General features: G+C 37.8%; 13 protein-coding genes. 3 read left to right on the forward strand and 10 right to left on the reverse strand.

Features of this window, described 5'->3' with window-relative positions; all coding sequences use genetic code 11:
- Positions 1-154: 154 nt before the first annotated feature.
- From D5R40_RS11255 to D5R40_RS11280, 6 genes are all read right to left on the reverse strand, one after another.
- On the reverse strand, positions 155-316 hold the full coding sequence (locus D5R40_RS11255) for a PEP-CTERM sorting domain-containing protein (RefSeq protein ID WP_161564978.1): 162 nt from the start codon (positions 314-316) through the stop codon (positions 155-157).
- Between the two features lie 51 nt (positions 317-367).
- Positions 368-1,252, reverse strand: a complete 885-nt coding sequence (locus tag D5R40_RS11260) for an NF038122 family metalloprotease (RefSeq protein ID WP_124154667.1) — start codon at positions 1,250-1,252, stop codon at positions 368-370.
- A 608-nt stretch (positions 1,253-1,860) separates the two neighbouring features.
- Positions 1,861-2,706: a type I methionyl aminopeptidase gene (map, locus tag D5R40_RS11265; protein WP_124154668.1), complete on the reverse strand. Its 846-nt coding sequence runs from the start codon at positions 2,704-2,706 to the stop codon at positions 1,861-1,863.
- Positions 2,707-3,501: 795 nt separating this feature from the next.
- Positions 3,502-3,816, reverse strand: a complete 315-nt coding sequence (locus D5R40_RS11270; protein ID WP_240039186.1) for a PepSY domain-containing protein — start codon at positions 3,814-3,816, stop codon at positions 3,502-3,504.
- Positions 3,817-4,202: 386 nt separating this feature from the next.
- Complete coding sequence (locus D5R40_RS11275; protein ID WP_124147435.1) at positions 4,203-4,640, reverse strand: VOC family protein; 438 nt, start codon at positions 4,638-4,640, stop codon at positions 4,203-4,205.
- Positions 4,641-5,045: 405 nt separating this feature from the next.
- A complete protein-coding gene (locus D5R40_RS11280; protein WP_124147436.1) occupies positions 5,046-5,570 on the reverse strand; it encodes a TIGR02652 family protein in 525 nt (174 codons plus the stop codon).
- Positions 5,571-5,886: 316 nt separating this feature from the next.
- On the opposite strand from D5R40_RS11280, the gene D5R40_RS11285 reads away from it, so the two are divergent.
- From D5R40_RS11285 to D5R40_RS11295, 3 genes are all read left to right on the forward strand, one after another.
- On the forward strand, positions 5,887-6,414 hold the full coding sequence (locus D5R40_RS11285) for a gamma carbonic anhydrase family protein (RefSeq protein ID WP_124147465.1): 528 nt from the start codon (positions 5,887-5,889) through the stop codon (positions 6,412-6,414).
- Between the two features lie 384 nt (positions 6,415-6,798).
- Entirely contained in the window at positions 6,799-6,924 is a 126-nt protein-coding gene (locus D5R40_RS11290) for a photosystem II protein Y (protein WP_124147437.1), read from the forward strand.
- Between the two features lie 607 nt (positions 6,925-7,531).
- The gene (locus D5R40_RS11295; protein WP_124147438.1) at positions 7,532-9,109 is read left to right on the forward strand and encodes a cation:proton antiporter; all 1,578 of its coding nucleotides are present in this window, start codon (positions 7,532-7,534) and stop codon (positions 9,107-9,109) included.
- Between the two features lie 674 nt (positions 9,110-9,783).
- Here D5R40_RS11295 and D5R40_RS11300 read toward each other — a convergent pair.
- The 4 genes from D5R40_RS11300 to D5R40_RS11315 all read right to left on the reverse strand — a co-directional run bounded on the left by D5R40_RS11300 (position 9,784) and on the right by D5R40_RS11315 (position 12,406).
- A complete protein-coding gene (locus tag D5R40_RS11300; RefSeq protein WP_124147439.1) occupies positions 9,784-10,230 on the reverse strand; it encodes a ferredoxin in 447 nt (148 codons plus the stop codon).
- A gap of 23 nt (positions 10,231-10,253) precedes the next feature.
- Positions 10,254-11,534, reverse strand: a complete 1,281-nt coding sequence (gene iscB / locus D5R40_RS11305) for an RNA-guided endonuclease IscB (protein ID WP_124147440.1) — start codon at positions 11,532-11,534, stop codon at positions 10,254-10,256.
- A 228-nt stretch (positions 11,535-11,762) separates the two neighbouring features.
- Positions 11,763-12,146 carry a DUF1257 domain-containing protein gene (locus D5R40_RS11310; RefSeq protein WP_124147441.1) on the reverse strand — a complete coding sequence of 128 codons (384 nt, stop codon included), beginning with the start codon at positions 12,144-12,146 and terminating at the stop codon, positions 11,763-11,765.
- Positions 12,147-12,193: 47 nt separating this feature from the next.
- Positions 12,194-12,406 carry a DUF2997 domain-containing protein gene (locus D5R40_RS11315; protein ID WP_124147466.1) on the reverse strand — a complete coding sequence of 71 codons (213 nt, stop codon included), beginning with the start codon at positions 12,404-12,406 and terminating at the stop codon, positions 12,194-12,196.
- Positions 12,407-12,673 lie beyond the last annotated feature (267 nt).

Raw genomic sequence — 12,673 nt, forward strand, 5'->3', positions numbered from 1 at the left:
AATGATGAAATCCGAAAGTAGATATTTTTGGATAATTCTTTCCTCAATATATGTACAGTTTAAAATCTATTATCATTCTTGAATGTGCAACCCCATTCGTCAAGTTGTTTCTATCCAGTAGTTAAATATGGCTGGTTTTCCGCTTACCGAATTTTTACGATGATTTTATTTGAGTTTTAAGTAGAACACTACCAGTAATTGCCAATAGCATTCCCAAAATAGGTGATGGCTCTGGAATATCCTTAGTAGGCTTTTCTACTGGGTCCCAACCAATGACATCAAAGGCTAAAAGATCTAGACGAGTAACTATTCCCAACTCTCCAGGAGCAAGTGTTGGGTCTAGAATGCCTAGTCCTAAATTATCTTCCTAGTGACTCGCTTGACGACCATCACCAGAAAACCGACCAGTTGAAAAAGTACCCTCGCTAGTAACACCACCATCAATTGAGAAATACTTTTCCCTGGTATCTGCTGTCCAATCTAGCGCACCCTGGGCAAAGCTTTCATCCGAATAGCGGTATAAATCTAGAGGACTGACAAATGTGAAGGCATTTCCAGGAAACAACATATCTCCAGCAGGCGGACTGTTAATATCCAAGATATCAACACCACTGATAAAGCCTAGTGCATGACCTATCTCATGAATAGCAATAGCCTCGAAATCAAATGTCTCTAAAGTAATTCCATCAGTGTTATCGAAGTCGTATTCAAAATTACTGCTGAAAGTAATTTCTGCATCAAAATCACCAAATGTTTCTGGAGGTACAAAGAAACCTAAAGCTTTAGCATTTGCTGTGGTCATCCGAATTATAGAATTATTCTCACTCCCATCATTATCAAGATAAGGTGTCTCAAAATCAGGAGGGAAATTAGGATTATCAGAAGTCCGATTAATTAATAAGTCAAAGGCTGGAATTGGCGGAAGGTTACTGACAGCTATAGTATCATAAGGTGAGGTAATGTCATTCAAAAGTGTATTCCAAACACTTGTATAATTAGTAAAAGCCATTGTAGAGAGAGCTCCGCCTAAAATATTTTCACCAAGGTCTTCAAAACCTGCATTGATGTTGACAGTGATATCATCTGTAAATTGACTCTCCCAAAAATCAGCAGCTTTCCGAAAACCAATATCTGCTTGCGTATTGTAAGTCGAAGTCAAATTGATAGTTAAAGCTCGTACCTCAGGCACTTTAACATATAGTGATACAACCGAACTTAGAACTGTTAGAGCTAGTAATCTACTATGTTTCATATTTAGAATTTTGGAGTTCTGAAATTATGAGCATCCAGTAAATGTAAATGCACAAATTTAATTTTTTGCAGCATTTCTTTACTTATTGATGGATAAAATAGCAAACATTTTCCAGTCAGTGCAAGTGTTTTTACAGAGCTTCATCAAAACAACATATTTCTCCCATCCATATATTTGCGGTTAAAAGTCTTACAGAATAAACATTCAAGTATAATTTAACTAAAAAAAATATTTAAAGATTTAATGAAGTTTGACTTAATTGCAGGGTTTAATCTTGACTTCTACTACCCTAAAATGTTACTTATGTAAGATTATTTATTGACGTTTGTACCCGATAGCTAATTGCTACATCTCCAGAAATTGTTTGAGTCCCACTCAAATACTTATAGAACCCATTTAAGTTCTCCTTACCTAATATCAGCCTTACATTTTCTTGGTTTAATCATGATTGGCATAAATAGTTCTCACTCAACCACTATCTAGCCAGAAATTGCTCGATATACTAGCTACTTCAGAAGCTAATTTAGCTTGAATAAAAATGCCAAATAGGTTCTATAAGTTCTAATTATTAAGATAGAAAAAAAACTATCACATCTATCACATGATACCTAACAGCTAACTTGGGAGCGATCTGTTAAAATTTCATAACCAGTATTTGTTACCAATACTGTATGCTCAAACTGAGCTGAAAGAGAATTATCAACAGTAACAGCAGTCCATTTATCGGATAAAATTCGTGTAAATCTAGAACCAGCATTCAGAATTGGTTCAATAGCTAAAGTCATACCTGCTCTGAGTTTCACATTTGGCAAACTTTTAGTTCGAGAGTTAAAAACAGAAGGTTCTTCGTGTAAATTTCTTCCCACACCGTGACCTGTAAATTCTTCGACTACACGAAAACCATTTGCTTCTACATGATCTTGAATAGCTCCTGCAAGATCGAGTAGATAAGCACCAGCTTTGACTTGTTCGATACCTTTATACATTGCTTCTTCTGCTACACGAATTAGTTTGGCTGCTTCAGGAGCAACTTCAACTACGCCAATGGTAATACAAGAGTCTCCATGAAATTCTTGATAGTAAGCTCCTGTATCTACTTTTAAAACATCACCAACTCGAATAACTTTTTTCTTATTGGGAATGCCATGGACAACTTCGTTATTTATGCAAGCACAAATAGAGCCAGGAAAACCATGATAACCTTTAAAACTTGGCGTTGCCCCCATTTCTCGAATGCGTTTTTCTGCATATGTATCTAGGTCAGCAGTTGTCATTCCTGGTTTAACAATCTGAGAAATTTCTTTGAGTACTGTTGCGACTATTTTACAGGATTGTCGCATAATTTCTATTTCTCGTTGAGATTTAATTTCTATTCCTCGACGTTGTTTTTTCTTAACAGTAGGACGTGGCTTAGGTTTTGCGGGAGTTGCGAGTATATTACTAAAAATGTTCATGTTTTCTGACAAGTTGTTAACTAGCTATCAGCATTTTCTGTACCGAAACGCTTTTTAAATATTATCTATGACATCTTAAAGTCTAGGTAGAACTAAAGTCAAATGTCAAATTGATGCCTTGACTGAGACAAGATAAATTGAGAATATTTAAACTCTACTTGGAATTGGTAGATTGAGACTTTTTTTTGACTAAAATATTATGAAATTATTGGTTTACTAGTGCAGGATGGCGGAAATAACTAACCAGTTAAAAAAGGTTCAAAAGCTTGTACAATAACCTTTCTTCCCTTCTGCCTTCTGCTATCCTAGATAACTAAAGCTATCCTAGATAACTAAAGCTATTCTAGATAACTAAAGCCTTCTGCCTTTTTGCACTAGCTTTTTTTGATGATATCTACAAGACTTACGCATAACCACCACATATACTAGGGGCGTTAACGATAGTTATGCGCCAGCTTTCGGCCGTTTGCTTCGCATACTTCGTAACGCCCCTACAGATGGTGTATAATTTCTATTTTGCGTAAGTCCCGATCTACTCAGAATTTTTAATACTGCAAATTTCAGGATCGTGAGGTACAGTTTAAGACTAATCTATAATTTTTATTCATTTGTTTGTTGTTCCCTATTCCCTATTCCCTCACAAGAGTGCACATTCCCTCTCTTGGTCAGCATTCCCTTATGTCTGACGCCGACGTGGGATCTGACAGCTTGCGTCTGTCGCCGACGCGGGGTCGCACCGCTGTTCCCTAAAAGCATAAAACTTTGTACCTTATTAACTCGAAAACTGCTGTAATTCTATGATTCTACTGTAGTTGTATTTGATTCTGTATTTTGCTTGGGTTTCTTTTTATTAAATAAGCCACTCATAATAATACCTGTTACTAACATCCAGATCAATCCGATACCATTTAGGAGTACATAAAAAGGTTTAATGTCTTCTCCAAGATATTCGGCTTCGTGAATTACCATTAAAATATGTGCCTGGTCTCTGGATAAACCAAACCAATTTCTACCAAGTCGGTAAGCTACTCCTGTAATGACAGTGACAAATAATGGTAGAAAAACTATTGGGGCTACTATTCTATGTAATTTACGGAATGTTTGTTTCATAATTTCCTTTAAAGTTTAAAGTTACCAGTAATGAAGTAAAGTGGAATATTTAACGGTTTGCTTGATTGTATTTTTTTCTAGAAGCAAGGCTATCACATACTACTGGACTGACACAGCTAATTTTGTGCATTAGAAAATGGGGGGATGGGGTGATGGGGAGATGGGGTGATGGGGTGATTATGAAAAAAGCTAATGCACCATTTAAGCTGTGTCGGTCCACTACAATAATTGAATGCTGCATTTTTACAGCACTTTTTAGGGAGCGTGAGGTATAGTTTTAAGATTAATCTTTTTTTCCCTACTCCCTACTCCCTAAAGTCCTAAAATTTTGTACCTCATCAACTCCAAAACTGCTGTAAAATCTTCAAAGCATTGTCCAATTTACTCTAAGGATTTAACTTTCTAATAAATTCTAGAGGTAAACCATCACAGTCAGCAATAAAAGCAACTTCATAAACATTATTTCCAATCATTTGTTGAGTAGGCTCTAAAAGAATTTTCAATGGTTGAAACATTTCTGGTTGTGCTGCTGCTATAGCATCAAATTGTTGTTTTAAATCATTTAACCAACTAGGTAAATCTGTAGTATTTTGAGTCAAATCAAATGATAAATGATAATATCCAACATAATGCTCATCCCCAAAAGCATCAGGTGCAGGTTTTGGCTGAGGAATTTCAATCAGTTCAATTCTGCCATTTAATCCCTCCATCCAACAAGCTAAAGTATAGCCTGTAGTAAAGCGTTCGCAGACCGTAAAACCTAGTTTTTCATAGAAAGCGATCGCTCGATGAATATTGGCTGTCCGAATCGAGGCATGGTGCATTCTAGTTTAATATTTTTAACCTGATTTTCAGTATTAATTTTACAGTAAATAGAACTCAGCTAAGACTAATTTATTTTGGCAATAAATAAGGATAACTTTTCAAGAGAAAAGGGAAAGACTTTTCAGCTATCAACCCTATTCAATCAATCAATATTTATAAATCATTTATAAATGCTAGACCTCTTGCAAAAGTTTTAATTAAATCAATTCAAGATATTAAATCAACAATTTCACCTCCCTATTCCCTATTCCCTATTCTCTCTCTTGGTGCGCGTTCCCTCTCTTGGTCAGCATTCCCTTGCGACTGGCGTCGTCGCGGGGTCTGACCGCTTGCGTCTGTCGCCGACGCGGGGTCGCACCGCTATTCCCTATTGCCTGACTTCCGCAAGAAGTCTGCGGAATAGTTTATTCAAACAATCGAAAATAGGGATATCGAACGGGTACTCCTGCTTCTTTGTCCAACTGAAAATTGATTACTTCCCAGCAAGGCTCATCCTTGGGGTCGGGACTAAATTCTACAGGTAAACCATAAAGTTTGGGCTTACAGGAAGAGTCAGAGTTAGAACGCCAAGGGGTACTACGTTCCAAATAGGTACTAACCAACTCCTGATATCTTTGAGCAATAATCAAACGAGTGGCTCTATATCCTTCAGTATAAAGTCGATCCAGCGCTTCATGGATTTCAAACCTAATACCATCGGGATGAGTATGTTGCCGATACCACTCATCGTTCCATAGACGCCAGTGACGGCCAGACTGAAGATGACACAACTTACCAGTATTTGGGTCAACCTCAAAAGCTCCGTGACGAGGACATAAATACGTATCTGTCAAGGTGAGAGCTGGTATGGTCTGGCGACAGTGAGGACACTGAATTTCAGGGCCAAACATTGGGTATTGGAGGGCAGAATTGATAGAGGATTGGGTCATAGTTTCTAGAGAGCTGTGGTGACTTAATTATAGTTAGCTTGGTTAAAGAATCTGAGCTAAATAGCTACAGGATAGTTACTAAAGTACTACATCAAACTCTTAACCTACATTATGGGGTAGAGAATTTGTGATGTTTCAACCAGGAGTCAGGAGTTAAATATTTTTTAGCCTATGGCAAGGAACGGGTTGATTAGGATATGGACTAATGATGAATCTTAGATTAGGTAATGTTTTTCCCACTGTTTCCTCTTGCCTGTTGCCTGTTGCCTGCTATAAAATTCCGATTAAGCAAACATCACTAATATTAACGAAGATCATGTCAAATCAGCCCTCTTTTTGGCCTCCTCCAGATTTATCCCAAGCTGCTTTTGTGGCAGATAACGCTGTAGTTATGGGTGTTGTGGAAGTAGGAGTGGGAGCTAGTATTTGGTATGGGACTGTTGTCCGAGGGGATGTAGAACGGATCGTGATTGGGAACCATAGTAATGTCCAAGATGGGGCAGTGCTTCATGGAGACCCTGGTTTAGTAACTGTTTTGGAAGATCATGTGACAATTGGACATCGAGCTGTGATTCACTCAGCTCATATAGAAAAAGGTTGTTTGATTGGTATTGGAGCTGTAATTTTGGATGGTGTACGGGTAGGGGCAGGTAGTATTGTGGGAGCTGGGTCTATTGTCACTAAGGATATACCGCCATTGTCTCTGGTGGTAGGAGTACCGGCGAAAAAAGTTAGGGATATTTCAGAGTCAGAGGCTGCTAATTTAATTGAACACGCTCAACGTTATGAAAAGTTAGCTTTAGTCCACGCTGGCAAGGGAACTGATGTTGGATTTACCAAGTGAAGTCAAAAGTGTATTTGAAGTCAAAAGTCAAAAGTCAAAAGTCAAAAGTGAATTGAAGCTGATAAGTAGTCAAGCAAAATTAATTGTATATTTGATGGTCAGGTTAAATAGGTAAGAAAAATTATTTTTAGATCGACTGCTCAAGGACACAAATGTATTTTATCAAAATAATTTGGTCGTGCAACCCTGGCTTTTAAGGGGAAATATTTTTGGAGCTTTGCTAAAATTCCCGTTACAAAAATCACTTTTAACTTCTGACTTCTGACTTTTGACTTCTGACTTCGTTAATCCCTATTCCCTATTCAAATTTTGCTCAAAAAACTTAATTTTAGATTAAGATTATAAGAAATGATAAATCTTTAAAAATCTTTAGGAGGGGAGTAAATGGAATTTGACTTTCGTTTGTTAATTGTTCTATTACCTATAATTGCTGCTGGTGGTTGGGCAGTTTACAATATTGGGGCTGTAGCCATTCAACAAATCCAAAAGTTCTTAAACAAAGAAGCTTAGATTCAACCTCAGCTCTTTGCTAAAAAACCGACTGTTTCTTACACTCAGACAACAGTCGGTATTTCTATTTATTAGACATCTCCTTCAAAAGAGGGAGTAAGGAGTAGGGAGTAGGGGGAAAGAATTGAGAATTTATGTGGGGTAATTGATTTTATTTTTTATTATTGGAGATGTCTATTAGACATAGGCGTGAAAAAGATATAGACTTTTTGTAAAAGTAGGGAATAGAAAATAGGGAACGGCGGATATGGAAAGATTTTTTTAGGAAAAAAACACGGAAAATGATTTTTTGAGTTATTACACTCTAGTTTATAGCAAATAAAGGGCAAGTTTATTTTCTGGAGATATCTATTAATTTGTAAGCATTTCCTCCGGAATGCTGTGCAAACAGCCGTCAGCTATCAGCTATTACTTTTAGTTTACGATCAAAGCTTTATTAATTGTCTTACTACAAAAGTTGGCTCCCTTGCTCTTAAAGTCTATATTAATTTAAACACTGTCCTTAAGGAGAGAGTCTTGTTGCTGATAGCTGACAGCTAATAGCTGTTTGCGCAGCATGACCTAGGAAATGCTGACATTAATTTTATGCAAAATTTAGGGGTAATATATGGCTTTAGAAACTGCCGTAAATGAAACAGTTATTGAGCAAAATATAGAACAATTTCTGTTAGTTCTTTCTGTCTCTCTGAGTGTGGCTACTTTCTCACGAGTTTTTAGTTGGTTCCGTAGAATTCCCTTTACTTTATTATTAGTAATTTTTGGATTAATTCTAGCATTCATTGATGTGAGATTAGTCAGTTTATCTCCTGAATTAATCCTCGAAATTTTCTTGCCTCCTTTATTATTTGAGGCTGCTTGGAATTTGAATTGGCGAGACTTAAAACGAGATTTAGTTCCAGTGGGATTTTTTGCCATTATTGGTGTAATTATTTCTGTAGTTGGTATTGCTTATGGTTTGAATTTTTTCACCGGAATTCCCTTAGCGATCGCCTTTCTCGTCGGAGCTAGTTTATCCGCAACAGACCCTATTTCTGTAGTAGCTTTATTAAAAGAATTAGGAGCAAGTAAACGCCTACGCACCTTAATGGAAGGAGAAAGTTTATTTAATGATGGGGTGGCGGTTGTTGCCTTTACTTTGCTAGTTGGAATTCCATTAGGAACAGTAGATAAATTTTCTATTTCGGACTCTCTATTCACTTTTCTTAGTTTTGTTGGCATCGGTGTCGGTATCGGTTGCTTAATTGGTTTTGGCATTTCTTACCTCACCCAACGTTTTGATTTACCTTTGGTGGAACAGTCACTAACTTTAGTTTCTGCTTATGGTACTTATGTAATAGTAGAAAAATTAGGCGGTTCGGGAGTTATTGGGGTTGTCACTGTTGGTTTAATTTTAGGTAACTTCGGTTCCCGCATTGGGATGAACCCCCGCACTCGGTTAATAGTTAGTGAGTTTTGGGAGTTTGTGGCATTTTTTGTCAACTCCATAGTGTTTCTGTTAATAGGCGATCAAATTCGATATTCAAATCTGGCAGATAATATAGTATTAATAGCAGTTGCTATTGGAGCAGTTCTTGTCACGCGAGCAATTTCGGTTTATAGTTTGAGTGCTTTGAGTAATTTGGTAGTCAAGTCAAATATTGGTTTAAAAGAACAAACGTTACTTTGGTGGGGAGGTTTACGGGGTTCGGTTTCTATTGCTCTGGTGTTGAGTGTACCTGTAGTTTTGCCTGGGCGAGATGAAATTACGGCAGTTGTATTTGGGGTGGTATTGTTTACATTGTTGGTGCAAGGTTTAACAACTCAGTCAATGTTGAAAGTATTGGGTTTAATAGGCGACCAACCGTTGCGTCAGGAATATATGGAAACGACCGCTCGCCGTGTAGCTTTAAAACGGGTGCTTAATTATGTGTCTGAGTTGGTCAGGTTGCAAGAAATTGACCCAGAATATTATCGCTATCAGGCAGAATTTTTGCAAAAGGAATTGAAGCAGTTGCAGGAGAAAATTGATAAAATGCAAGCAGAACACTCTCAGTTAGTGGCGCTGGATATGAAGTTATTGCGGGAAGAGTTGGTGGATATCGAAGCGGAAACTTATGCTGAGTTTATTCGAGCAGGTAAGTTGAATAGTAATATTTCTCCTCTTTTGGCAGAAGTATTTGAGGAGAAAGAAGAGCAAGAATCATAAATAGGAATGGAGTAGAAGCAATTCATGTTTGTGCAGCATTCCACAGGAAATTTTCCCTATGGTTTCTTGATTTTTAAATGCTAAGGGTATAAAGAGCGATCGCTCTTGTTGTAATTATAGCACTTCCTGCTGCCCGTGAGGTACATATCGTGAGGTACATATTTTGCAGGTAATATCAAATCCGGTTAAACAGCCATAGAATGGTTAAGTTAGGAGTCCTCAGGAGTCAGGAGTCAGGAGTCAGGAGGAGAAAGAATTACAAAGATAAACGTAGTTATGGCGATTGAAGATTTTTTTTATGTCCAATTAAACGGATTTGATATAATATCATGTCCGCTTAAATACTTATGCTTTGGTGCAAGGAAGGCAGAGGGCAGCTATGCTGCTATGCTGTTTGCGTAGCATTCCGTAGGAAAGAGTTTCTTTCAATTAGACATCTGGTAAAAATCAAAAATAAAATCAATTCTTATCCATAAATTATCAATTATTTCTCCCTGTTGCCTCTCTTGGTCAGCATTCCCTTGCGACTAGCGTCGTCGCGGGGTCTGACCGCTGTTGCCTCTTTTCTGGAGATGTCTATTGAAACTTAGTTCTATACACGCTCCGATGCTACCGGACATGATATAAGTCCCCACACAGCAAGAGTTTGACTATTCATGCCTTGTACATCATTACTATTTATTCGCATTCTGCTTATTTCTATGACTAGCAATACGAGCTGCTCCACTATCCACAGGACCACCAGCAATAGGAATCACCTGATATTTGCGCTCTTGTTCTAAATTTTTTAGTTTAGTATAATCAACCCAGTGAATACAATTTACAGGACAAGTGTCGATCGCTTCTTGGATTAATTCTTCAGAGTCCCCATCTTGCTGAAAAACCCGCGCTCGCCCATGATCTGGTTCAAGATAAAAAGTATTATGGGCAACATGAGCGCAGTGTTTACAACCGATACAGGTAATTTCATCAACGTAAACTCCTTTTTGTCGCAACATTCCACCAAGTTCGGGTTCAAAACCTGAACGTTCGGGAGTATTCCGTAACACTCCACCAAGTTCGGGTTCAAAACCTGAACGTTCTGTGTTAGACTCAGGAGATGATGAAGAAAAATCTAGCATTAGACCTCTTAGAAAAAATATACTTAAAACGAGTAATTGTATCCATCTCGTCTATGGACAGGTTGGATATGGTTTCGAGATACAGACAAGATTTTATCCCCCTGTCGGATATCAAAATTGCCTTTGCTTCTGACAGTTTTAATCCTGACTCCTTTTAAACCAGCATTTTTGCCTTTGACCACATTGATAATATCCCCTGTTTTCCAGCCTGGTACAGGTTTTTTTGCTTTGTAACCAATTCTTGGAAAACCGTATTTATCCATTTGAACCATTTGTCGGCAACCATGTCCCATTGCTGTGACGACTAGGGGTTGATTCGTAAGTATTGTTAACTTTTCAACTTCACCAATACAAGCAGCATCTATCCAGTGTTCTTTTGGTAAATTCAACCGACGACGGTTATATTTAGTACCAGCACCACTACCAGTAATCACAGGCAGACCTGTTGCTGTTAAAGTTTCAAAGATTTGAGTGCGAGTTGAGTTAACCGCAGCAGCATCTTTTAATGGGGTTTTGGCAACCTTTAGAACATGAGCTAGTATAGATGGTTTATTTTCCAGAAATTCCCGAATATCCATCGCGCCCTTATTTTGGTTGCATTGATGACAAGCTATAGCTAAATTAGATACCCTATTACTACCACCCTTTGACCGTGGAACTATATGTTCAATTTCTAAAGGCGTATCTGTTGCTCCACAATAAGCACACGATCGACCCCATTTCTCTAATAGATACTCCCGGACATCATAACCAAATAGTTCCCCTTTTTGATATTCAACTCCTGAAATTTCTGGGTTCTGTATTTTCTGGGTGTCAAACTTGACCAATTCTATAGCTAAACTACTTACCGGGCTTAGTTTACACAGTCTATTCACCCAAGTTTCTACAGTCAAAACCCGATGCCTTAAACTTGGTGGCAGCCATCCTTTTTTTCGTTTGCGGTTGAAAAATCTGCACTTACGGTAGCGAGTTTTTCGGTAACGACGACCTCGGCGAAGAGTTCGTCGTCGCTCTAAAGCATTTTTGATTTGCTGGCCACGATGGACTAAAACCATTGCAAAGATAACTTCTTCACTTTGAGTTACTAAAGCAAAGCCTGTTTGTTTGGAACCAGGGTCAATTTTTAATTGCAAGCCTTGAAAATCAAGAGCTACCAATTTCTTCAGAATTATTGTGAAAGGGTAGCGCTTAAAAACTTTGGCTTTGCCTGCTTTTAACAATGACCTCGCCATGGCTGGTTTGCATGGTGCTAAGGGTTTTTTCTTGGCGTCAAGTACGAACACATAATTGGTTGAATTGGACATTGTTGCGTCCCTCCTACTCTCGTGTAAAGTTGGCCTCGCCCGGTTATTGAAGCTTTTTACGTTCGGCACACTAGCTTTTCAAATCTCTTTGCCTGTTTAATGCCGAACAATAGAGGTCGGAACTGGCGGAGCATTCCGACGTATTGTGACTAAAATAACGTTTACTTGAAGAAAGTGGGCTGGACTAACCATTTAAACACAAAATTTGCGTTTTGATTAGATTTGTGGTTAAGTCCAACGTTGAACAACTAGACGAATAGAGCCATCTTTGTTTTTTTGCTGTTCGGTAACTTGAAATCCTTGTTTAGTAGTTTCATTAACTACAGTGCTGTAAGCATAACTCTGAGTCACCATACTTATAAACCGATCGACAGACCATGCTTGTTGCCAAAATTGTAGATCCGCTACCAATTCATATTCATTGCCATTCCAAGCAAACCCCAGGTCATACCCATTATTCTGTTCTACAACTACTTCAGCAGTGCTAGTTTGTCCACGATAACCACGGACTTCTGTAGGACCAGATTTCCAGTCAATACCTAAATCTGTGAGAGCGGACTGCAAAGACTTCAAGTTACGAATTTGAGTTTTGATTTGACTAAAGTGTGACATAGTTTTTTTAAAAGAAATAAATGGAACTCAACAAAAAAAAAAGAATTTTACCAGTTGCAAAAAGAAGAAACTTGCGTTGTAGCAGTCTCAGACTGATGCTGCTGTTGAGCAAAGTATTCAGAAGTTGATTCTTGAGTGAGAATAATTCCTAATTCTTCTTCTATTGCCTTAGTTACTTCTGTACAGGATGTACCGACAATGCCAGTAACTTTTTCCTGTACTCGACCATCTGGATAAATGATGAACTCTAAAGTTTCCATGTTCATAGCTAAATATTATGAACAACAGTTGTAGGACTATATGCTGACACCAATTGTTTGAAAGTGATGTCTGCTGATATTGCTTCTGAGTTAAATGACTTTTTTTTAATCTAAATCAATTTTTACTAATTGATAGATTACGAGTCATTCCTTAACAAAAGTTAATATAATCTGAAGCAATAAATCAGTTATTTGTTAAGTTTGACGTATATTCCTCAAACCGTCAACATATTGGACCAAGTTATAGAAGTGACCTTGGTAGATAAG

This window comes from Okeania hirsuta (assembly GCF_003838195.1).
In the GTDB taxonomy this organism is placed as follows: domain Bacteria; phylum Cyanobacteriota; class Cyanobacteriia; order Cyanobacteriales; family Microcoleaceae; genus Okeania; species Okeania hirsuta.